Here is a 22,627-nt window from a genome sequence, read left to right as displayed (position 1 = left end):
AACTATGCTGAAAGCTGAGTTTGATAACAAAATAGGAGCATAAGGAACATGTTGAAGCAGAACAACCATAGCAACCGTCGGATCGTACTGGCCTCTCGCCCGAAAGGCGCACCAGTACCTGATAATCTCCGTTTGGAAACCGCCGATTTGCCGCATCCCGACGATCGACAGGTGTTATTGCGAACCGTGTATCTCTCCCTCGATCCTTACATGCGTGGCAGAATGAGCGACGCCGAGTCCTACTCAGCACCAGTGGCGATCGGCGAGGTCATGGGCGCCGGCACGGTATCTCGCGTTGTCGAGAGCAAACACCCGGATTATAAAACCGGGGATTGGGTGCTTAATTACGGCGGCTGGCAGGACTACTCGCTGGCCGACGGCAAAGCGCTTAAAAAGCTCGATGACGACCTGTTGGCGCACCCGTCCTGGGCACTGGGCGTATTGGGTATGCCGGCATTTACCGCCTATATGGGTTTAATGGATATCGGCCAGCCAAAAACCGGTGAAACCCTGGTGGTGGCTGCGGCCACTGGCGCGGTCGGTTCGGTGGTAGGCCAGGTAGCAAAACTCAAAGGCTGCCATACCGTCGGCATCGCGGGCGGCCAGGATAAATGCCGCTATGCCGAAGAAGTCTTAGGCTTCGACACCTGTATCGACCGCCGTGCCGATGATTTTGCCCAACGCCTGGCAAAGGCCTGCCCTGACGGGATCGACATTTATTATGAGAACGTCGGTGGGGCGGTTTTTGATGCGGTAATGCCATTGCTCAATACCTCTGCGCGCGTTCCACTGTGTGGTCTGATCGCTCAGTATAATATGCAGGCGTTACCCGAAGGCCCGGATCGTCTGTCACTACTGATGGGGCTGCTGCTGCGTAAGCGCATTCGTATCCAGGGTTTTATTATCGCGCAAGACTACGCGCATCATTACGACGAGTTTATCCAGGTGATGGCGCCGTGGGTGAAACAGGGAAAAATACAGATGCGTGAGGACATCGTCGATGGGCTGGAAAACGCGCAGCAGGCATTTATCGGCCTGTTACAGGGCAAAAATTTTGGCAAGCTGGTGGTCCGCGTCGGCAACGACAGCCTATGAACCTGATTTACACGCCAGAATGTTAGGGTCGGCAACGACAGTCTATGAACCTGATTTACACGCCAGAATAGTGGAGAGAAATCATGAAAGTAGCCATAATATTAACATCTCACGATAAATTGGGCGACACCGGTAAACCCACTGGTTTCTGGTTGGAAGAGTTGGTGGCACCCTACTATATTTTTCATGATGCCGGCATCGAACTGACGCTGGCTTCACCAAAGGGCGGCCAACCGCCGTTAGATCCCAAAAGCAACGACGCGAGTGCACAAACGCGGGATACCGAACGTTTCGCGACTGACCGCGCTGGGCAACAAGCCTTGGCGCATACCGTCAAGCTGGATACGTTGAACGCCAACGCTTTTGATGCCCTATTTTATGCTGGCGGACATGGCCCGTTGTGGGACCTGGCAGAAGATCCTCACTCCATCGCATTGATAGAACACAGCTTTGCCGCCGGTAAACCGGTAGGTGCGGTATGCCACGCTCCCGGCGTATTGCGCCATGTGAAAAAACCCGACGGCACGCCTCTGGTGGCCGATAAGCGGGTAACCGGTTTTAGCAATAGCGAAGAAGACGCCGTGCAGCTTACCCATATCGTGCCGTTTTTGGTGGAAGATGAGCTTAAACGCCTCGGGGGTCATTATGAGAAAGTCGACGACTGGCAAGCTTTTTCTATTGTTGATGGGCACCTGGTCACTGGTCAAAACCCCGGCTCATCAGCGGTCACCGCACAAAATATCCTAAAATTACTTAATTTTTAACAGAGGACCGCAATGGCTTTTACCTTAACCAGCAATGACCTGAAAGAGGGTCAGAAAATGCCTGAACGCCATGTATTTAATGGCATGGGTTATCACGGGGATAATATCTCGCCTCACCTGGCCTGGGACGGTGTTCCCGCCGGCACCAAAAGTTTTGTGATTACCGTTTATGATCCCGATGCCCCGACCGGTTCCGGCTGGTGGCACTGGCTGGTGGCCAATTTACCAGGCGATACCCGCACGTTGCCTCAGGGCGCCGGTTCTGGCCTGGGTGGTTTACCTGCTGCTGCGGTGCAAACCCGTACCGACTTCGGTAAAGCGGGTTACGGCGGCGCTGCACCACCGCAGGGTGACACCCATCGTTATCAATTTAGCGTCCATGCGCTGGACGTCGAGTCTATCGAGGTGGATGAACATGCCAGCGGCGCGGTGGTGGGTTTTAATACCCATTTTCATTCACTGGGCAACGCCATGCTCACTGTGACCTATAACTGATCTGATACATTCACACGGCGCTATCAGACTTAGCCGCAGCCAACGCTGATAGCACCGTGTGGTCGGGCGCAATAGCACCAAGTCAGAGTCCGCCGCTTACAGGTCGAGCATCGCCACCCACATCGGCCCCTGCCCTACCGGATAACGTTCCAGCGCAGTAAGCTCTCCCGTCTGCGCGTCAATACGATAGACCGCCACATGCTGTGATTTTTGCCCGGCAGCCACCAGATAATGACCCTGGGAATCAATATTAAAACCCCGTGGCTGGGTTTCGGTGTCCTGGTGCCCAAGTACCTCGAGAGTGCTACCATCTTGCGATACCGCATACCGGGTGATCACACTGGCCGTACGATCGCAACTGAAAAGATAACGTCCGTCCGGGGTGATATGGATATCCGCCGCCCAGCGGGTATCAGTAAAGCCTTTCGGCATACTATCCAGGGTCTGGATAATACGTGGCGCGCCGCCCGTTTGGTCCAAGGCATACACGTTCACCGTACTGTTAAGCTCATTGACGCCATAAGCGTAAGGCTGATGTGGATGGAACACCATGTGCCGTGGACCGGCCCCGGTCACCGTATCTACCGCTTCCGGCTGGCAAGGCTGTAAATTGCCGTCGCGGGCGAGCGTAAACAAACGAATGCGATCTTCTTTCAGGCAAGGCACCCACAATATCTGATTCGTGGGATCAATATTAGCGGAATGGCAATTGGTCAATTCCTCGATCACCTGAATCGGCGCGCCGGCGAGACCTTGTTCATCGATGGGACTCACACTGACGCAGCTTTTGCTATAGGACGCGCAAAACAGAAAACGGCCTTGCAGATCGGTCGATAAGTGGGTTGGGCTGCCCGGTAGCGGTGCCATGCCCGCTTCGGTCAACCGGCCCTGATCATCTATTTCATAGCTGACCACGCCAAAGGCGGGGCGCACGCCCAGGTAAAGATGGCTCTTGGTCGGGCTAATAGCAATGGGCTGCCCCTGACCTGGGGTTTCCACCACCTGCAGCAGGGTCAGCAGACCCTCATTATCCATTTGCCACACATGCAGTTGCTGACTTTCGGGACTGGCAACATAGACGATCTGCTTCATGGGTTCTCCTTATGAAAATTATGCAGGATATAGGTTAATGGCGAGTAATAAACGATGCCTTTATTAAGCATCTCACTGTTGTTGTGTGTTATCCATGATATTTTTCGCCGTTTTCGCCGCTCAACATACAGTGTACTATCTGGCATGACTTTTACTCCGCAAAATGAGATAACTATGACCTATCGCGTAATCGCCCTGGATCTGGATGGTACCTTGCTGAACCAGCAAAAACGTATCCTGCCCGAATCGCTTAAAGCCCTAGCCGATGCCCGGGCAGCCGGGATCAAAGTGGTGGTAGTCACCGGCCGTCATCACGTGGCAATCCATCCGTTTTATCAGGCTCTGCAACTTGATACGCCCGCCATCTGCTGCAATGGTACTTACTTATATAATTATCAGGATAAGAAAGTAATCACCGCGAATCCTTTGGAGAAAAAACAGACCAAGCGCGTGCTTGAGCTGCTCAAAGAGTTTGATATTCACGGTTTGATTTATGTGGATGACGCCATGATCTATGAACAGCCTAGCGATCACGTGATCCGTTCCCTGGCCTGGGCGCAAACCCTGCCCGAGGCGCAACGCCCTAATCTGCTTCAGGTGGAAAGCCTGCTTGACGCGGCACAACAAAGCCAGTGCATCTGGAAATTTGCCACGTCCTATCCCGATATCCCTACGCTGCGCACCTTCGCCAGCACAGTAGAACAAGAGATGGGGTTGTCATGCGAATGGTCCTGGCACGATCAGGTCGATATCACCCAGACCGGCAACAGCAAAGGTAAACTGCTACAGCATTGGGTCGAATCAGAGGGACTTTCCATGGCGCAGGTGGTGGCGTTTGGCGATAACTTTAACGACTTGAGCATGCTCGAAGCCGCAGGCCTCGGCGTTGCCATGGGCAACAGCGATGACGCGATTAAGGCTAGAGCCAACGTCACCATCGGCGATAACGAAACGCCATCCATTGCTGATTTTCTCTACCAGCGGATATTAGGATAACCCGAGCTTACAGGCTACCGGTTTTACGCGTTACCCGTTTTACGACGCATTACCTATTTTACGGGTTAATCGACACGCTCTTGATTTGCGCATACAGCGCCAACCCCGCATTAAGCCCCAGCTCATCGCGCGCCCAGGGGCTTACTCGCGCCCATAGCGTATGACCATCGATATCCAGACGTACCTCAACCTGGTCACCCACCGTCAGGCATTCGCACACCGTGGCGGGTAATATATTGCGGATGCTGCTGAGCGGAGGGGGCACCGGAACCAGTGAAATATCCGCCGCAGCGACCTGAATGCGCAGCGGTGTACCGACAGGCAACGGCACCCGGCTTACCCACAACCGTTGCTGACCCAGCATCAGGGCGGTCATGGCATAATCTGGATGCTGTTCACCCACACTAACCCGCACCACACTGCTTTGTTCCTCGCGGGGCAGCCAGGGCCGTAGCGCCCGACTGGCCCAGACTTCTTCGAGTTTACCGAACGCTTTTACCTTGCCGTTATCCAAAATCAACACACGCTCCGCCAGTTGCAGGATCTCTTCCATGCTATGGCTTACGTATATAATGGGGATTTCCACCTCTTTGGCCAGCCGTTCCAAATAGGGTAGCAGCTCGCGTTTGCGCGGCAAATCCAGCGAGGCCAGTGGCTCATCCATCAGCAAAATTTCCGGGGCGCTCAACAGGGCACGGCCAATAGCCACTCGCTGTTTTTCACCACCGGAAAGCGTGATGGGGAAACGTCCCAGCAGATGCTCAATCCCCAGCAAATCAACAATGGCATCAAACTGCGGACGCATCGAAGCTGCCATGCCGTAGAACAAATTACCCCGCACACGATAATGCGGAAACAACCGGCCATCCTGAAAAACATAGCCGACCCGTCGTTTTTCTGGCGGTAGGAAAATGCGCGGCTCAGTGGAGAACAAGGGACGGCCGTTGAGAATAACATGGCCCCGTTGTGGGCGGGTAAGGCCGACTATCGCATTGATTAACGAAGTTTTTCCGGCACCAGACACGCCAAAGACAGCAGTAATGCCGCGAGCAGGTACGTCAGCCGCCACCTCCAGGGTCATGTCCCCCAGCCGTTGGCTAATATCGATTTGTAGCATCAGCCACCCAGCCTTTTGCGTCCCCAGTTTGCTAACCCGTCAGCAATCAACAGTGATGCCAGGGATAATATAATCGCCAAGACGCACAAACGTGCCGCCGCCGACTCGGCGCCGGGAGTTTCGATCAACGTATACATAGCCAAAGGGATAGTACGGGTTTCGCCGGGAATATTGGAAACAAAGGTGATGGTCGCACCAAACTCACCCAATGACCGGGCAAAGGCCAGAACCGTACCCACCACGATGCCGGGAAAAGACAACGGCAGGGTAATAGTGAAAAATACCCGCCACGGTCCGGCGCCAAGGGTACGGGCAGCCTGCTCTAGACGCAAATCAACAGCCTCAAGCGACATGCGGATAGCGCGCACCATCAGGGGAAAGGCCACCACCGCTGAGGCCAGCGCTGCACCGCGCCAGCTAAAACTAAAGCTAAAACCGGTCAGCGAGTAAAGCCATGAGCCAATAATGCCCCGTCGACCCATGGCAATAAGCAACAGATACCCAATCACCACCGGCGGCAATACCAACGGTAGGTGGATAATGCCATCCAACAGCGCTTTGCCGGGAAACCGGCGACGGACCAGGACCCAGGCCACCAAGATACCAAAAGGCAAACTGCAGGCGACGGCCAATAAAGAGACTTTCAGACTCAGGGCCACCGCCTGCCATTCATACTCGCTCAGCATTATCTTGGGGTAAAACCGTACTGTTTAAACACTGCCGCCGCTGCTGGCGTTTTAAGATAGTCATAAAACGCTTTGGCCGCTGGAGTGCTATTGTCCTTGATTAACGCCATGGGATATTCAACCGGCTTGTGGCTGTCTTCCGGGAACGTCGCCACCACTTTGACACCCTGGCTGGCAATGGCGTCTGATCCATAAACGATGCCCAGCGGCACTTCTTGGCGCACGACTAGCGCCAGCGCAGCACGCACATCATTGGCCCTGGCCATAACCGGCGCCAGTTGCTCCCAGGCACCGAGACTTTTCAGCGCTTCCTTAGCGTAGATGCCCGCCGGAACATGATCCGGGTCGCCGACCGCCAATTTATGGCCATCGAGCAACGCAGTCCAATCGGTCTGCTTATCAATTTTGAAAGGTTTCAGCGTGCTGTTCTTGGGGGCGATCAGCACCAATTCATTGCCCAGCAGGGTATAACGGGTTTCAGTGACAATCTGCTGCTTGTTTTGCGCATAGTTCATCCACTGCTGATCGGCGGAGATAAACAGATTGGCCGGCGCGCCCTGTTCTATTTGCCGAGCCAAGGTGGAGGATGAGGCAAAAGAGGTGACGATCTCGACCTTGTGGTCATGTTGGTAATTTTTGGCTATGTCCTGCATAGCGTTGGTCAACGAGGCGGCGGCAAACACCGTCACCTTGTCGGCCGCCGACGCGGAAAACGCTTGGAAACTGAGTCCAGCGGTCAGAACCGCTCCGGCTATCCATTTGAAAGTTTGCGTATTCATAGTTCACCTGTGATATTCGTTATAAAAAAAATAATATAACGCATAACCCTATTTGTCATTACTTTTTGTAAGGTGTAACCGCGTCTTGCCGAAAAACCGAGGAAAACCGCTGCTGCTGTCGTCCGTCGCCGATGGACAGGACCTTCAGCTCAATAAACCGCCGGTGGACGGTACCACCGGCTCAATGAACCACCGGTGGGCTAACGGTCGGTTTTGATATCCGCCGCACAATGGGCGCGTTCGAGGGCCAGCGTAATAAGCCGATCCACTAACTGCGGGTAATCCAGACCGCTGGCTTCCCACAGTTTGGGGTACATGCTGATAGAGGTGAACCCCGGAATGGTATTGACTTCGTTGAGGATAATTTCCTGCTGGTGAGTCAGGAAAAAATCTACCCGGGCCATCACCGCACAACCCAGCACCTTAAAAGCCGCCAGGGCAATACGGCGAATATCTTCGCTGATATCGCCGTCCAACGGTGCCGGAATCAATAAACCCGCCTGCCCGTCTTTCAGATATTTGGTGTCGTACGCGTAAAAATCGTCATTCGCCAGTATCTCACCGCAGACGCTAACGCCTGGCTGGTCATTGCCCAGTACCGCCGTTTCGATTTCACGACCGCTGATCGCCGTTTCCACCAGGACTTTATGATCAAAAGTAAACGCCATCGCCAGCGCCTGCTGGAAACTGGCCGCATCCTGCACTTTGCTAACCCCGACAGAGGAACCTTGGCTGGCTGGCTTGATAAACAGCGGTAAGCCCAGCGCGCCCGCAATGGCGTCAAAATCCACCGAAGCACAATCAGACCGGTGCAGCGTAACCGACGGTGTCACCGGCAGTCCAGCGTCGCGCAATATCCGCTTGGTCATATCCTTATCCATGCACACCGCAGAACCCAACACGTCCGGTCCGACAAAAGGGATGTCCAACACCCTTAGTAGCCCCTGGATCGAACCATCCTCTCCTGCCGCGCCGTGCAGCACGGAGAAAGCCACGTCAATAGCCGGCAAGGCCTGGCCACTGGTGATATCGATCAACTGAGCAGTATTATGTCCCGGCACCACCGCCAAATAACGTGTGGAGGGGGCAAGTTTGACTCGAGCCGGATCGTCAGGATGAATCAGGTAATCGGCCTCATTACAAAGCGTCCAGCGGCCCTGTTTATCAACGCCAATCAACGTCAGATCAAATTTTTGCCGATCCACCGCATTGATAATGTTAATCGACGACCTCAACGAGACCTCATGCTCGGTTGATTGCCCGCCAAACAATACTGCCAGCCGTTGTTTAACGTTTACCGGTTGTTCCATTACATCCTCTTTGGTCGCTAGGGTAAAATGTCACTTTAATGTCAACAGAGTATTAGCCGGTGAAGAGCAAGTAAAGCCTGGTTTAACGCCGGTTACCTATTTTTTTGGTTTAACCGCGACACCGCCCCGACCTATGCGAATGACCTTAAGAACGTCGAAGGAATATGCCGGCGTGTGGTTGGGCACATTGCGTTGGCGGGTTACTGCGGGCGTGGCTAACGCGGAGGGAGCCGGGAATGCGTCGCCGAGGCCTCATCGGTAGCGGAAGTATGGCAGCTCAATGAAGGTGGCGGATAGTGCAACAGCAGGCTGATACAATCATCTTCCAGGGCGGTAAAAAAACTGGTCAGTGACATGGCACGCAGTTTGGCCTGTAATAACGCACGATGAATTTCCTGCTGATCGTTCAAATCAATGGCGTTGGCGATATCCCTAAAACCGGTAAATAATTTTTCAATACGTTCTTTATAAATAAGATCATAATTGATGTTATCCGCAGTATTTAAACAGACATCACCAGCGGTTATAGGGTGATCAAGCAGCGTAAGTATTGTTTTTTTGATCTGATTAAATGAGGGTTGATGGCTCATAGCGTCTTTTCTCCAGACTATTATTTTATTATAAAAGACGTCCACCAAACCGATGATATCTGGTGATGCGAATAAGAAATCCTTCCGTCAATTTTATATTTTTTTATAGCGTCGAACCAGAGTACAAGACTAAACACTTACTCAATATATACCGCTTAGCGTCAAGGCATCAGCGCATTAAGGGCTGTTGGTATGTGAAGGGCGAGCATGGGGAGGTTGCTACTGTGGAGGTGAATAAATGATTATTTACACCCTGCATAATTTACGTTGCAAAAAAAAAGCGGAGGAAGGTGCTGATATGTGCAACCCTCACGCCCGCCTCAGTGCCGGTTTAACGGACGTCAAGCCCCGTTTTTTTAGCGTCTTGCTCGTCGTGTCGGCCTTTTGGCTTGCCAAGGGTGGAAATCAGATTAAACAGCTCGCCCAAGCCGTAGATTGAACCCAAAATGATGGCCATCACCACCGGCACCAACAGCACGACCAATATCAAACTTTCCAATAATTCAATCATCATCACCTCGCGTAAACGCGGTTGCTCTACGGATTTTGCTATACTGATTCCTCTTTATAACAGTTTTTGGCACCGCCATTTAAGCATTTTATGTTATTGCTTGCACAAAACGCACTTCCGGTAGCGGTTGGTTTGCCCACCAGGCCAAGATCGGCGACAATTGCTGCAACCAGCCCAGGCGATGCCCCGCAGCGTAACTCATTCATCACAAGGCAGATTGTATGCAGGCCGAAATACTCTTAACCATGAAACTCCAGCAACGTCTGTTTGCCGATCCCCGGCGCATTGCCTTGCTGAAACAAATTCACCATACCGGCTCTATCAGCCAGGGAGCCAAACTGGCAGGGATCAGCTATAAAAGCGCCTGGGATGCGATCAGCAGCATGAACGATTTGGCGGAGCAGACGCTGGTTGAAAGAGCCACCGGCGGCAAAGGTGGCGGCGGTGCAACCCTGACCCGGTATGCGCAGCGGCTGCTGCAACTTTACGATTTGCTCTGTCAAATCCAGCAAAAAGCATTTGACGTGCTGCAAGAGGACAACCTACCTCTCGATAGCCTGCTGGCGGCCATCTCCCGTTTTTCTTTGCAAACCAGCGCCCGTAACCAATTTTTCGGTACCGTACTCACCCGCAGCCACCAACAGGTGCAGCAGCATGTCGATATCCTGCTGGCCGATGGGCAGACCCGTCTCGCGGTAGCATTGACACAGCAAAGTGCCGAGCGACTTGGGCTGGTCCCGGGCAAAGAGGTTCTGGCGCTCATCAAGGCACCGTGGGTATCGGTGTGCAACGGCCCGGTAGCCCCCACGCTGGCCGATAATATTCTGCCAGGGACCTTGACGCACATGCAGTCCGGTGACGATTCGGTCGAAGTGCTGATCGCGCTTTCCGGCGGAGAAACATTATGCGCCACCCTGGACAAAAGCACGGCTGCCAGCCAACATTTGTCGGAAGGCCTACCGGTAACAGCATATTTTAACGCCGACCAGGTGATCATCGCCACGCTATGCTAAAAACCACGCAGTTAATTGACATGCACCGATAAAATTAAGATGCTGACGTCATAAGTTGCATAGAAAGGAATAATTGATGTCGTCATTGCATATTTCGCAAGGTTCATTTCGGCTAAACGATAGCCACCGTTTGAACATTGATCAGTTGGAACTGCACGCCGGCGAAAGCTGGGCATTCGTTGGTGCAAACGGCAGTGGTAAATCGGCGTTGGCGCGGGCACTGACTGATGATCTGGTACTGCTTGACGGTCAGCGGAAAAGTGATTTCCAACGGGTAGCCCGGCTCTCCTTCGAACAACTGCAAAAATTGGTAGCCGACGAATGGCAACACAACAATACCGATTTGCTCAGTGAAAGCGAAACGGATACCGGACGTACTGCCGGACAAATCATCCAACAGGATCAGCAAGACCCTGCGTTATGCCTACGACTGGCGCAACAGTTCGGCATTCAACACCTCCTAGAACGACGCTTTAAATATCTGTCCACCGGCGAAACCCGTAAAACCCTGCTGTGTCAGGCGCTGATGGGTCAGCCGGATCTACTGATTCTCGATGAGCCGTTCGATGGGCTGGATGTCGCCTCCCGCACACAGTTGGCGGACATGTTGCACGGGTTGGCCAACCACACCATGGCCTTGGTGTTAGTGCTCAATCGCTTTGATGATATTCCCTCGTTTATAGACAAGGTTGGCATCCTGGTGGACTGCATGCTGACCCGCACAGGCGATCGCACCACGCTGCTGGCGGAAGCCCTGGTCGCTCAACTGGCGCGGGCAGAAATCCTCGACCAGGGCATAGGCCTACCAGACACCGAGATACCGGGTCAAAAAGACCGACTGCCGGCCGATACGCCGCTGATTACCCTACGCCAAGGGGAAGTTTCCTATCAGGACCGGCCCATTTTACACCGGCTGGACTGGCAGGTGCTACCAGGAGAACACTGGCAGATCGTCGGGCCTAACGGCGCGGGGAAATCAACACTGCTTAATCTAGTCACCGGCGATCATCCTCAGGGCTACAGCAATGATCTCACGCTGTTTGGCCGCCGCCGTGGCAGCGGTGAAACCATTTGGGATATCAAGCGACATATTGGTTATGTCAGCAGCAGCCTGCATCTGGATTACCGGGTCAGCGCCAGCCCGCGCAGCGTCATTTTGTCCGGTTTTTTCGACTCTATCGGCATATATCAAGCAGTCTCGGAACGCCAGCAGTTTTTGACCCGCCAATGGTTGCAATTGTTGGGATTACTCACCGTGGCCGACACGCCGTTTCATAGCCTGTCGTGGGGTCAGCAGCGGTTGACGCTGATCGCCCGCGCGCTGGTTAAACACCCGGCCCTACTGATCCTAGACGAACCCTTGCAGGGGCTGGACCCGCTGAACCGACAGTTGGTGCGCCGCTGGATTGATGTACTGATCGGGCAAGGAGATACCCAACTGTTATTTGTATCCCACCATGCAGAGGACGCACCGGCATGTATCACCCACCGGCTAACCTTTATCCCGCAGGACGATATTTATCGCTATCAAACCGATCGGTTGTCGCCCCTGTCCCATTGATTATAACCCGACTCCCACCGGGCCGATGACTGTCACTACATTCGCCCGGTAGACCATATTGTGTTGCTTTAACTGGCCTGGCGGTTCGGTCGGTTGAGAACGCTACCATATTATCCCTTTCCCACCGGTTCAACCGGTCCACTACACCAGGGCTACTCCCTGCAGATTAAGCCTGGTGCAGGATGATTACATTGCGCTAAAATCAAGTGTAATCGATTTCATTTTTATCGACATGATCACCTTTTTTAGACAAACGGCATGCTAACTTAGAACCGTATAATGATACAGGAGACCTAAATGTCCATATTGATCACGGGTGGTAGCGGTTACATTGGCAGCCATACTTGCCTGCAACTCTGCGCCGCCGGTTACCAAACAGTTATATTGGATAACCTCTGCAATAGTAAAGCCAGCGTAGTGGATGCCATCGCCCGCTTGAACGGCGGCCACAAACCGGTTTTTTATCAAGGTGATATACGCGATAAAGCACTGTTGACCAGGCTGTTTGCCGAACATAGCATCGACGCCGTGATCCATTTCGCCGGCCTAAAGGCAGTGGGTGAATCCGTAAAACAACCAATTGATTATTATGATAATAACATTTGCGGCACCCTGACACTGATCGAAACCATGCGCGCGGCGAACGTCAAGAACCTGATATTCAGTTCATCTGCTACCGTCTATGGCGATCAGCCGGTGATCCCCTACGATGAACGTTCACCTACCGGACAGCCGTCCAGTCCCTATGGCCGCAGCAAGCTGATGGTTGAGCAAATTTTGCAAGATCTCCAGCGCGCCGAGCCGGAATGGAGCATCACACTATTACGCTATTTTAACCCGGTCGGCGCTCATCCGTCTGGGGACATGGGCGAAGACCCCCAAGGTATCCCCAATAATCTGATGCCCTTTATCGCTCAGGTTGCGGTAGGCCGTCGCCCGTCGCTGACCATATTTGGCAATGATTTTCCAACCCCTGACGGCACGGGTGTTCGCGACTATATTCATGTGATGGATTTAGCCGATGGCCACGTGGCCGCGCTAAAGATGATGCGCGATAAAACCGGCACCCATATCTACAATCTTGGTGCCGGAGTGGGACATAGTGTACTGGATGTCGTGGCCGCGTTTGGCAAAGCCTGCGGAACACCGATCCCCTACCATTTTGCCCCACGTCGCGAGGGTGATTTGGCTGCTTATTGGGCTGCACCTGAAAAAGCCACACGCGAGCTACACTGGCGGGTCAGTCGTTCCTTGGACGATATGGCCAACGATACTTGGCGCTGGCAGTCCCGGCACCCGACCGGTTATACGCAATAAAGGAGACAACATGCAGCAGTTCAATCCCGTCGATCATCCCCATCGGCGTTATAATCCGCTAAGTGGACAATGGGTGCTGGTATCGCCACATCGGGCCAAGCGCCCCTGGCAGGGGCAGCAGGAAACACCCTCAGCCCTAAGCTTACCCAAACACGATCCCGACTGTTTTTTATGCCCCGGCAACACCCGGGTATCGGGTGATAAAAATCCCGATTACACCACGACTTACGTTTTTACCAATGACTTTGCCGCCCTGATGACGGATACGCCAGACGCGGTACAAAATGCCAATCCATTAATGCGCTGCGAAAGCGCGCGCGGCACCAGCAGGGTCATCTGTTTTTCGCCGGATCACAGTAAAACGCTGCCGGAGTTATCATTGCCAGCGTTGGAAGCTATCGTCAAAACCTGGCGTGAGCAGAGTAGCGAACTGGGTAAAACCTATCCGTGGGTCCAGGTATTTGAAAATAAAGGGGCGGCCATGGGCTGCTCCAATCCACATCCCCACGGCCAAATATGGGCCAACAGTTTCCTGCCCAATGAAGCTGACCGTGAAGACCGCCTGCAGCGTGAATACCTGCAACAACACGGATCCCCACTCCTGCTGGATTATCTGCACATGGAGCTGAACGACGGCAGTCGCACGGTGGTGGAAACGGAACACTGGCTGGCGGTGGTGCCTTACTGGGCCGCCTGGCCGTTCGAGACCCTCTTGATGCCTAAGGCTCATGTGCTTCGGCTCGACGAACTGAGCGCTGCACAAAGCGCCGATCTGGCCCTGGCTATCAAAAAACTGACCAGCCGCTATGACAACTTGTTTACCTGCTCTTTCCCTTACTCCATGGGCTGGCACGGCGCACCATTTATTGAACGTGACCATAGCCATTGGCAGTTACATGCCCATTTCTACCCACCACTGCTACGTTCGGCAACAGTACGGAAATTTATGGTCGGTTATGAAATGCTGGCAGAAACCCAGCGTGATCTGACCGCGGAACAAGCCAGCGATCGCCTACGTGCAGTCAGCGATATTCATTTTCGTGAATCCGGAGCGTCTTTATGACCCTTAAGCCTGTTGATTTAAAGCACACCACCCAGTCTGTCTTTCGTGACACCTTTGGCTATGAGGCTGCCATGACCGTCAAAGCGCCTGGACGGGTCAATTTGATTGGCGAGCACACTGACTATAACGATGGTTTTGTTTTGCCCTGCGCCATCAACTATGAAACCGTGGTCAGTTGCGCCAAACGCGACGACCGCCAAGTGCGGGTTATTGCCGTAGATTGTGACAGTGAGCAAGATATTTTTTCGCTGGATGAGCCAATTTTATCCCATCCCACCCAACAGTGGTCAAACTATGTACGAGGTGTGATCAAACATCTGCAACAACGTGACAGGCATTTCAACGGAGTCGATTTGGTGCTGAGCGGCAACGTGCCGCAGGGCGCGGGTCTGAGCTCCTCCGCCTCGTTGGAAGTGGCGGTAGGCAAAGCCATCCAGGCGTTGTACCACCTGTCGTTGGACAATGTTGCCCTGGCGCTGAACGGTCAGGAAGCCGAAAACCAGTTTGTCGGCTGTAATTGCGGAATTATGGATCAATTGATCTCAGCACTGGGCAAGGATAATCATGCCTTATTAATCGATTGTCGCACGCTGGGCACCCGCGCAGTGCCCATGCCGGATAACGTGGCGGTGGTGATTATCAATTCCAATGTGAAACGCGGCCTCGTGGACAGTGAGTACAACTCACGGCGCGAACAGTGCGAAACCGGCGCACGTTTTTTTACCGCCGAAAAACTTCGAGACGTGGAGCTTGGTCAGTTCCAAGCCGTAGAGGGCGAACTTGACCCGGCCGTCGCCAAACGGGTGCGCCATGTGCTGACGGAAAATGCCCGTACCTTGGCGGCGGCAGATGCACTTGCAGCTGGGGATTTAACGCTGATGGGCAGGCTAATGGCCGAGTCTCATGCCTCAATGCGTGATGATTTCGAGATTACCGTTCCCCCCATTGATACCCTGGTGGACATTGTTAAACGGGTTATCGGCGATAAGGGTGGCGTGCGAATGACCGGTGGCGGTTTTGGTGGCTGCGTAGTGGCATTAATGCCAACCAATCTGGTGGAAACGGTTCGTGCTGCGGTAGACAGCCAGTACCAACAGGCAACCGGTATCAAAGAGACCTTTTATGTCTGTCATGCATCTGAAGGAACCGCGATATGCTAAAAACGTATGAGTCCGGGATTGCTCCTGACGGCAACCCCTTTCACTGTGTCACCTTAGGCACCAATGAGGGTATGCAAGTTACGCTGATGGATTGGGGCGCCACCTGGCTATCCTGCCAGCTTCCCCTGACATCGGGCGAAAAACGCGAAGTCTTGCTAGGTTGCCCTACCCCGGCCGAATATATTAACCAGGTGGCCTATTTGGGCGCCACTGTCGGCCGTTACGCTAATCGCATTGCCAACGCCAGCCTGTCCCACAATGGACAGACCTGGCAACTTGCTGCTAACCAAGGTGCCCACCAACTCCATGGCGGGGCGGGCGGTTTCAATACCTGCCGTTGGGAGTTTGTTGAACACAGCACCCTGTCAGTGCTGTTCCGTTTGCGCTCATCCGAAGGCGATCAAGGATACCCGGGCAACCTTGTGGCTGAGGTCCGTTACACGCTTACCGAAGATAACCAGGTGGTGATCGAATACCACGCAACGGTGGATAAACCCTGTCCGGTTGGCCTAACCAACCACGCGTATTTTCATCTCGATGGCGCGAATAGCGATGTGCGCCAGCAGCGGCTGCAAATTTATGCCGCACAGTATCTGCCCGTGGACAGTGAAGGCATCCCCAGCGCGCCGCTAGCCGATGTAGAACATACCGGTATGGATTTCCGTCAACCTAAAACCATTGCCCAGGATTTTCTGCGCGATCGCGATCAGCAGCGCATGAAAGGTTATGATCATGGGTTCCTGCTCTACCCGACCTGTCGAGATGGCGAAAACCCGGCAGCACAGCTCTGGTCGGCGGACGGTAAGGTGTTGCTTAAGGTATTCACCTCCGCCCCCGCACTGCAGCTTTATACCGGCAATTTTCTGGCCGGCACGCCCGCACGCCAGGGAGGAGAATATCTCAACTACAGTGGTGTGGCGCTGGAAAGCGAGTTTTTGCCGGACAGTCCGAACCATCCGGAGTGGCCGCAGCCAGATTGTTGGTTGAAGCCTGGGACGGCTTATCAATCCGTAACCCGCTATCAGCTCATTGCACTTTAACCTTCCGGTTAACCCCGTTATCGTTCACGATGCGGGGTATTGCCCCTTAAGTCTGCCCCGTTTGGTGGGCTCTGGTCATTTATTTCACTCTGTTTGACCTTAGCGGTTGCTGCCCTGCCCGGGCAGGCAATATAATGATAAGAGTTCTTATAAAAATCTTAGACTTTAAGGAGTCAATCAATGGCTGTAACGAAACTGGTTCTGGTACGACACGGTGAAAGCCAGTGGAACAATGAAAATCGTTTCACCGGCTGGACGGACGTTGATCTGTCCGACAAAGGCCGTACCGAAGCGAAACAAGCGGGAAAGCAGCTGAAAGAAGAAGGGTTTGTCTTTGATTTCGCTTACACTTCCGTACTGAAACGCGCGATTCATACCTTATGGAACGTACTGGACGAATTAGATCAGGCTTGGCTGCCGGTAGAAAAATCCTGGCGCCTGAATGAGCGTCATTACGGGGCGCTGCAAGGCCTGAACAAATCTGAAACCGCAGAAAAATACGGTGATGAACAGGTTAAACAATGGCGTCGCGGTTTTGCCGTTACTCCACCCGAACTGACCCGAGAAGACGAGCGCTTTCCCGGCCATGACCCTCGGTATGCAACACTGACCGCTGAAGAACTGCCGACCACTGAAAGCCTGGCGCTGACTATTGAGCGCGTAACGCCTTATTGGAACGACACCATTCTGCCACGGATGAAAAAAGGCGAGCGTGTGATTATTGCCGCTCACGGTAACTCTATCCGCGCGCTGGTAAAATTCCTCGACAATATGAGTGAAGAGGAAATTCTCGAACTGAACATCCCTACCGGTGTACCTTTGGTATATGAGTTCGATGAAAATATGAAGCCTATCAAGCATTACTATTTGGGTAACGCTGCAGAGGTGGCCGCTAAAGCCGCCGCCGTAGCGAACCAGGGCAAGGCCAAGTAACCGCTCTATTCACTGCGCGGTTTTCACCCCGCCGCCGGTCAATGACCGGATCGTGCGGGGTAATCGTTTAACCCTCTAACGTCCCTGCTTGCCACCATGTTCCTGCGTGTCCAGAATGCCGTGTGAAGGGGCATATCTTATCCGTTTGTCTTAGACCGTTTTGGCCGCCTGTCGGTGACTTTCCCGTCTGGTGCGCACTGCCTGAGCCAATTGCTCGAGCATCACTTCAGTATCTTCCCAACCGATGCAAGCATCAGTGATACTTTTACCGTATACCAAGGGTTCACCGCTTTCTAAACTTTGCCCGCCTTCCACCAGATGACTTTCCACCATCACACCAATAATGCCGTTTTCACCGCTGGCCAACTGCCCGCACACGTCCTGAGCCACCTCCATCTGCCGTTTAAACTGCTTGCTGCTGTTGGCATGACTGAAATCGATCATCACCTGAGCCGGCAGATGGGCTTTAGCCAACCCTTCTTTCACCGCCGTTACGTGATGCGCACTATAATTAGGTTCCCTACCGCCACGCAGAATAATGTGACAATCGCTATTACCGCTGGTATTAACGATAGCTGAGTGGCCCCATTTGGTCACCGACAAAAAACAATGGGCCGCACCGGCGGCGTTGATAGCATCAATGGCGACTTTAATCGTGCCGTCAGTGCCATTTTTGAATCCAACTGGGCAGGAGAGTCCCGATGCCAGTTCACGGTGGACCTGTGATTCGGTGGTCCGCGCGCCAATAGCGCCCCAGCTCATGAGGTCAGCCACGTACTGTGGGGTGATCATATCAAGAAATTCACCCGCCGCCGGTAAACCAAGGTCGTTAATTTCCAGCAACAGCTTGCGAGCAATGCGTAAACCCTCGTTGATTTGGAAACTGTTGTCCATCAACGGATCGTTAATCAACCCTTTCCAGCCTATGGTCGTTCGTGGTTTTTCAAAGTAAACCCGCATCACGATTTCAAGCTCGCCCTGCAACTGCCTGCGCAACACCATCAAACGCGAAGCGTACTCTTTGGCGGCGACCGTGTCGTGAATTGAGCACGGACCTATCACTACCAGCAGCCGATCATCATTGCCTTTGAGGATCTTATGAATGGCCGACCGTGCGGCCGCAACCGTGTGGGCAGCATGTTCGGTGGCTGGGAATTTTTCCAACAGCGCAACGGGCGGCAGCAGTTCTTTAATCTCTTTAATTCTTAAATCATCATTGAGGTAATTCATGGTGGGTACGTTTTCTCTCCGCGCTATTGCGCTGCTCTGTAACATTATGAGTTTTGTCGTTAAATCCATCCGGCTAAAATCATACTGTAAATGTACTTTTCCAGCCTCTCACAGCTAAATTACCGCCAAATTTGATCGTGGCCAATTATTGACTATGCTTAAAGCATGTTAAGGCAAACATAACGGGTAGATAAGTTTCTGTGCTCGTTGTTATAACAGCTCACTATGAGGCGATTTAATGCGTCTCGAACGGATATTCCTTTCTCTAAAAATGTAAAAATGTTGGCTTGATGCCAAATTATGTACTAAAGAGGGTAAAGAACATGCAAACCTATACCAACAAAACATTGGCGATGCTGGTTTTCACTGCAATCACGACCTTGGGCAGCGGTGCCGCGCTGGCCGCCACTACGTCTTCCACTACGGGGGACGGTATGGAAAATCAAACCAACTACCCTGGTTCGAATGCCAATTCCGCCCCTGACGGCGTCAGCAACAAAGACATTAATACCGGTAAAACCGGTAAAAGCAAATTAAGCGCCGCTGAAATCCACAAAAACACCATGTGTAAGGATGGCCGCTGCCCGAATACCAACGCTAAAGTGCAAACCGGTAAAGGTATGCCTACCAAAGCCCAGAAGACCGATGGCACCACTCAATAGTCAATAGTAATTCAGGTATCTTAATATGATTATCAACCTGTGTTCCACATGAAATTGGGTACAAACGCCCCTAATTCATATTAAGATGTGCGCTTAGGCACTTAAGATTACCCCATATAATCAGGCCATGGCCTGATTTTTTTCATGTTGACTGGGGAAAACCAACGCAGCTGCCATTGGAATTATGACAGGATACCCTAAATAATTCCGGTGGCAGCAAGGCGGCAACACAGCGAATCCCTGGGAGCTTACACACGTAAGTGACTAGGGTGAGCGAGGAAAGCCAACGCAGCTGCCATTGGAATTATGACAGGATACCCTAAATAATTCCGGTGGCAGCAAGGCGGCAACACAGCGAATCCCTGGGAGCTTACACACGTAAGTGACTAGGGTGAGCGAGGAAAGCCAACGCAGCTGCCATTGGAATTATGACGGGTATGGAGGACACACTATGGCATCAACACATGCCCATGGCTCGGCGGAAAACAGTAATAACACGCGGTTAATGGCAGCCTTGGTGGTCACCACAGTCTTTATGCTGGTGGAAGTGGCCGGTGGGTTAATCTCGGGTTCACTGGCACTGCTGGCAGATGCTGGACACATGCTTACTGATGCCGCGGCCTTGCTGATGGCATTCCTGGCCGTGCGTTTTGCTCAACGCAAGCCTGACAACCGCCACACCTTCGGTTATTTGCGCCTGACCACCTTGGCGGCTTTTCTCAATGCCATTGCTTTACTGGTCATTACCTTGCTTATTGTCTGGGAAGCGATTCAGCGATTTTACCATCCGCAGGCGATTCAAGGCTGGACAATGATGGTGATTGCCGTTGCCGGGCTGGTGGCCAATCTGATTTCGTTTTGGCTATTGCATGGGGGTGAGGGCGAAAAAAACATCAATTTACGTGCGGCGGCGCTACATGTTTTAGGTGATTTACTTGGCTCGGTTGGCGCCATCGTGGCAGCGGTTATCATTTTGCTGACCGGCTGGATGTATATCGACCCTATTTTATCTGTCTTGGTATCGGGCCTGGTGTTACGCAGCGGCTGGCGGCTACTGCGTGAAAGCCTGCATGAGCTGCTGGAAGGTACACCAAGCCAGATTGATATAGAGAAACTTAAACGCGAGTTATCGCTTAATGTGCCCGCGGTGCGCAATATTCACCATGTGCATATTTGGCAGATCGGTGAGAAACCCCTGATGACGCTGCACGCGCAAGTGGTGCCGCCTTACGATCATGATGCGTTGCTGCGGCAAATCCAACATTTTCTTTTGCATCATTACCGCATCAGCCACGTTACGGTACAAATGGAATACCAGCAGTGTGTTGATGATGATTGTGGTATCGGCCAGGGGACGGAGTCGGTCCATGCTCACCACCACCATTAACCCCCAGATACCGGCAGCGAGACATCATGCGTTGCCGGTAACCCTCAGTTTGAGTTCAGTTGCAAACTCCAGCATTCGGTTTAGCGGCACCAGCGCCTGCTGACGTAGCGCATCCGCGACATGCACTTCATGGTATGGCCCAGCATGTGCCAGACCGTTAGCCACGGTTTCCAGTCCATTCATGGCCATCCAGGGGCAGTGGGCACAACTGCGACAGGTCGCACCTTCTCCGGCGGTCGGTGCGGCCAATAGCATTTTATCGGGACAGGCCTGCTGCATTTTGTAAAAGATACCGCGGTCGGTAGCCACAATCATTTGCTGCTGCGGCAAATTTTTAGCCGCCTGAATCAGTTGGCTGGTCGATCCTACTGCATCCGCCATCTCGACGATGGCCTGGGGTGATTCTGGATGCACCAACACTGCCGCGTCGGGGTAAAGCAGTTTCATGCGAGCCAATGCCTGCGTTTTGAATTCATCATGCACAATGCAGGCGCTCTGCCAGCAAAGGATATCTGCACCGGTTTGTTGTTGAACATACCGCCCCAGATGACGATCCGGCGCCCAGATGATTTTTTGTCCCAGGCTATCAAGGTGTTCGATCAGCTCAACCGCAATACTTGAGGTTACGACCCAATCAGCTCGCGCTTTGACCGCCGCCGAGGTGTTGGCGTACACCACGACCGTACGATCCGGGTGGGCATCGCAAAAAGCGCTAAATTCGTCTACCGGACAACCCAGATCTAAGGAACACTCCGCTTTGAGCGTCGGCATCAGCACCGTTTTTTCCGGGCTGAGGATTTTCGCGGTTTCGCCCATAAAACGGACCCCGGCCACCAATAGCGTGGTAGCGGGATGGGTACTGCCAAAACGCGCCATCTCCAAAGAGTCAGCCACACAACCACCGGTTGCCTCAGCCAAAGCCTGGATTTCCGGATCGGTATAATAATGGGCGACCATCACCGCGTTTCGCTGTTTAAGCAGGCGCCTGATTTCATCATGGTAAAATTGTTTTTCATCCGCGTCGAGGGCACGGGGTTTGGGCGGGAAAGAGTACATTGCCGCATTGACATCCAGTAGTTCGCTCATCGCTTCTCTCATCACTTGGGTCCCGCGCCTGGGCTACGTGCCGAGCGTCTCGGTGTAGTCTAAACGTCGATGTGTTTTATATACTAAACAAAATAATCAATTTATCACCAAATGTCGCCTGAATTTTGCATTTTAGCGATATTTTGTTTAGCCAAGATGACTTTGGCTGATATGTCGTGGGCAAGGGCAAAACCATAATAGATTTTAGCCCCTGATACAATGCGATCTGTGCGAAAAGCGCTTTACTCACTAGATTTCGAATTTACATAAGGCGGGTACTAACCTTCTTTGCCGTCATAGGCATCCAACGCCACCGCCAGCGACTCGATAACCCCATTTCCCACCGCGGGCAAACCAATTAGCACCGCGCTGATAATCTCCTCGCGTCGGGCGCCTGCGTCTTTGGCAGACAAGACGTGAAAGGGGATGCCGGACGTTAGCCGGGTAGCCGCGAGTACCGCCAGAAAGGCCAGCTCCTGGGTTTTTTTATCCAGACTATTCTCTTCATCGAGTTCCTGAATCATTTTCATCCAGGCATGGGCATGATCTGGCGCTTGAGACAGAAAAATTTGAAACGCGTTTGATATCTTCATTGGCTCCTCCTGAACATCATTCTATGGCGTTAGAGCAACCAACGCCGCAACCGGGGTCGCAAAATGAATGCGTACGGCAACGTTGTCTCGCTTCGCTCGGCTCGAACCTGTGCAGGTTCAAATACTGCACGACAGGTGCATTATATG

At 52.9% G+C, this 22,627-nt stretch carries 24 protein-coding genes; 14 read left to right on the top strand and 10 right to left on the bottom strand.

Annotation, left to right across the window (positions count from 1 at the left end; translation table 11 throughout):
• Positions 1–48 precede the first annotated feature (48 nt).
• The 3 genes from SJI19_RS08315 to SJI19_RS08305 all read left to right on the top strand — a co-directional run bounded on the left by SJI19_RS08315 (position 49) and on the right by SJI19_RS08305 (position 2,354).
• Positions 49–1,095 carry an NADP-dependent oxidoreductase gene (locus SJI19_RS08315; RefSeq protein ID WP_323477794.1) on the top strand — a complete coding sequence of 349 codons (1,047 nt, stop codon included), beginning with the start codon at positions 49–51 and terminating at the stop codon, positions 1,093–1,095.
• A gap of 83 nt (positions 1,096–1,178) precedes the next feature.
• Positions 1,179–1,859, top strand: coding sequence for a type 1 glutamine amidotransferase domain-containing protein (locus tag SJI19_RS08310; protein ID WP_323477793.1), 681 nt, complete (start codon positions 1,179–1,181; stop codon positions 1,857–1,859).
• A 12-nt stretch (positions 1,860–1,871) separates the two neighbouring features.
• Positions 1,872–2,354 (top strand): kinase inhibitor, encoded by a 483-nt coding sequence (locus tag SJI19_RS08305; RefSeq protein WP_323477792.1) that lies wholly within the window; start codon positions 1,872–1,874, stop codon positions 2,352–2,354.
• 96 nt (positions 2,355–2,450) lie between these two features.
• Here the strand turns inward: SJI19_RS08305 and pgl are convergent, their stop codons facing one another.
• Positions 2,451–3,446 carry a 6-phosphogluconolactonase gene (pgl, locus tag SJI19_RS08300; RefSeq protein ID WP_323477791.1) on the bottom strand — a complete coding sequence of 332 codons (996 nt, stop codon included), beginning with the start codon at positions 3,444–3,446 and terminating at the stop codon, positions 2,451–2,453.
• Positions 3,447–3,620: 174 nt separating this feature from the next.
• Here pgl and SJI19_RS08295 point away from each other — a divergent pair, with 174 nt between their 5' ends.
• Positions 3,621–4,442: a pyridoxal phosphatase gene (locus tag SJI19_RS08295; RefSeq protein WP_323477790.1), complete on the top strand. Its 822-nt coding sequence runs from the start codon at positions 3,621–3,623 to the stop codon at positions 4,440–4,442.
• 58 nt (positions 4,443–4,500) lie between these two features.
• On the opposite strand, the gene modC is transcribed toward SJI19_RS08295, so the two are convergent.
• The 3 genes from modC to modA are packed head-to-tail and all read right to left on the bottom strand — an operon-like array spanning position 4,501 to position 7,024.
• Positions 4,501–5,559 carry a molybdenum ABC transporter ATP-binding protein ModC gene (gene modC, locus SJI19_RS08290; protein ID WP_323477789.1) on the bottom strand — a complete coding sequence of 353 codons (1,059 nt, stop codon included), beginning with the start codon at positions 5,557–5,559 and terminating at the stop codon, positions 4,501–4,503.
• A complete protein-coding gene (gene modB / locus SJI19_RS08285; RefSeq protein WP_323477930.1) occupies positions 5,559–6,248 on the bottom strand; it encodes a molybdate ABC transporter permease subunit in 690 nt (229 codons plus the stop codon). Before modB ends, modC begins: the two co-directional genes overlap by 1 nt.
• Positions 6,245–7,024 (bottom strand): molybdate ABC transporter substrate-binding protein, encoded by a 780-nt coding sequence (gene modA, locus SJI19_RS08280; protein ID WP_323477788.1) that lies wholly within the window; start codon positions 7,022–7,024, stop codon positions 6,245–6,247. The genes modB and modA overlap by 4 nt, the downstream gene beginning before the upstream one ends.
• Before the next feature lie 85 nt (positions 7,025–7,109).
• Between modA and SJI19_RS08275 the strand changes: the two genes are divergently transcribed.
• On the top strand, positions 7,110–7,241 hold the full coding sequence (locus tag SJI19_RS08275) for a hypothetical protein (protein ID WP_323477787.1): 132 nt from the start codon (positions 7,110–7,112) through the stop codon (positions 7,239–7,241).
• Here SJI19_RS08275 and ddlA read toward each other — a convergent pair.
• The 3 genes from ddlA to SJI19_RS08260 all read right to left on the bottom strand — a co-directional run bounded on the left by ddlA (position 7,225) and on the right by SJI19_RS08260 (position 9,435).
• Entirely contained in the window at positions 7,225–8,334 is a 1,110-nt protein-coding gene (ddlA, locus tag SJI19_RS08270) for a D-alanine--D-alanine ligase (protein ID WP_323477786.1), read from the bottom strand. The two genes, SJI19_RS08275 and ddlA, sit on opposite strands and share 17 nt — an antisense overlap.
• Positions 8,335–8,549: 215 nt before the next feature.
• A complete protein-coding gene (locus tag SJI19_RS08265) occupies positions 8,550–8,924 on the bottom strand; it encodes a hypothetical protein (protein WP_323477785.1) in 375 nt (124 codons plus the stop codon).
• Between the two features lie 331 nt (positions 8,925–9,255).
• Positions 9,256–9,435: an AcrZ family multidrug efflux pump-associated protein gene (locus SJI19_RS08260; RefSeq protein WP_323477929.1), complete on the bottom strand. Its 180-nt coding sequence runs from the start codon at positions 9,433–9,435 to the stop codon at positions 9,256–9,258.
• 221 nt (positions 9,436–9,656) lie between these two features.
• Between SJI19_RS08260 and modE the strand changes: the two genes are divergently transcribed.
• The 7 genes from modE (at position 9,657) to gpmA (ending at position 17,522) form a co-directional block, all read left to right on the top strand.
• Positions 9,657–10,448 (top strand): molybdenum-dependent transcriptional regulator, encoded by a 792-nt coding sequence (gene modE, locus SJI19_RS08255; protein ID WP_323477784.1) that lies wholly within the window; start codon positions 9,657–9,659, stop codon positions 10,446–10,448.
• 76 nt (positions 10,449–10,524) lie between these two features.
• On the top strand, positions 10,525–12,009 hold the full coding sequence (gene modF, locus SJI19_RS08250) for a molybdate ABC transporter ATP-binding protein ModF (RefSeq protein WP_323477783.1): 1,485 nt from the start codon (positions 10,525–10,527) through the stop codon (positions 12,007–12,009).
• Between the two features lie 297 nt (positions 12,010–12,306).
• Positions 12,307–13,326, top strand: a complete 1,020-nt coding sequence (gene galE / locus SJI19_RS08245) for a UDP-glucose 4-epimerase GalE (RefSeq protein ID WP_323477782.1) — start codon at positions 12,307–12,309, stop codon at positions 13,324–13,326.
• A 10-nt stretch (positions 13,327–13,336) separates the two neighbouring features.
• Positions 13,337–14,389, top strand: a complete 1,053-nt coding sequence (galT, locus tag SJI19_RS08240) for a galactose-1-phosphate uridylyltransferase (protein WP_323477781.1) — start codon at positions 13,337–13,339, stop codon at positions 14,387–14,389.
• Positions 14,386–15,549, top strand: coding sequence for a galactokinase (gene galK, locus SJI19_RS08235; protein ID WP_323477780.1), 1,164 nt, complete (start codon positions 14,386–14,388; stop codon positions 15,547–15,549). The genes galT and galK overlap by 4 nt, the downstream gene beginning before the upstream one ends.
• Entirely contained in the window at positions 15,543–16,589 is a 1,047-nt protein-coding gene (gene galM / locus SJI19_RS08230) for a galactose-1-epimerase (RefSeq protein WP_323477779.1), read from the top strand. Before galK ends, galM begins: the two co-directional genes overlap by 7 nt.
• Positions 16,590–16,769: 180 nt before the next feature.
• Positions 16,770–17,522: a 2,3-diphosphoglycerate-dependent phosphoglycerate mutase gene (gpmA, locus tag SJI19_RS08225; RefSeq protein ID WP_323477778.1), complete on the top strand. Its 753-nt coding sequence runs from the start codon at positions 16,770–16,772 to the stop codon at positions 17,520–17,522.
• Between the two features lie 150 nt (positions 17,523–17,672).
• On the opposite strand, the gene aroG is transcribed toward gpmA, so the two are convergent.
• Positions 17,673–18,752: a 3-deoxy-7-phosphoheptulonate synthase AroG gene (gene aroG / locus SJI19_RS08220; RefSeq protein WP_323477777.1), complete on the bottom strand. Its 1,080-nt coding sequence runs from the start codon at positions 18,750–18,752 to the stop codon at positions 17,673–17,675.
• A 323-nt stretch (positions 18,753–19,075) separates the two neighbouring features.
• On the opposite strand from aroG, the gene SJI19_RS08215 reads away from it, so the two are divergent.
• Both SJI19_RS08215 and zitB read left to right on the top strand, forming a co-directional pair.
• Complete coding sequence (locus SJI19_RS08215; RefSeq protein WP_323477776.1) at positions 19,076–19,414, top strand: protein YbgS; 339 nt, start codon at positions 19,076–19,078, stop codon at positions 19,412–19,414.
• Between the two features lie 451 nt (positions 19,415–19,865).
• A complete protein-coding gene (zitB, locus tag SJI19_RS08210) occupies positions 19,866–20,801 on the top strand; it encodes a CDF family zinc transporter ZitB (protein ID WP_323477775.1) in 936 nt (311 codons plus the stop codon).
• 24 nt (positions 20,802–20,825) lie between these two features.
• Here the strand turns inward: zitB and nadA are convergent, their stop codons facing one another.
• Both nadA and SJI19_RS08200 read right to left on the bottom strand, forming a co-directional pair.
• On the bottom strand, positions 20,826–21,887 hold the full coding sequence (gene nadA, locus SJI19_RS08205) for a quinolinate synthase NadA (RefSeq protein WP_323477774.1): 1,062 nt from the start codon (positions 21,885–21,887) through the stop codon (positions 20,826–20,828).
• 278 nt (positions 21,888–22,165) lie between these two features.
• Positions 22,166–22,480 (bottom strand): carboxymuconolactone decarboxylase family protein, encoded by a 315-nt coding sequence (locus tag SJI19_RS08200; protein WP_323477773.1) that lies wholly within the window; start codon positions 22,478–22,480, stop codon positions 22,166–22,168.
• Between the last annotated feature and the right edge of the window lie 147 nt (positions 22,481–22,627).

The sequence above is a fragment of the Acerihabitans sp. TG2 genome, assembly GCF_035013185.1.
Taxonomy (GTDB): Bacteria; Pseudomonadota; Gammaproteobacteria; order Enterobacterales; family Enterobacteriaceae; genus Acerihabitans.
Note: the sequence above shows the minus strand (reverse complement) of the source record. Positions and strands in the feature narration are given on the sequence as shown.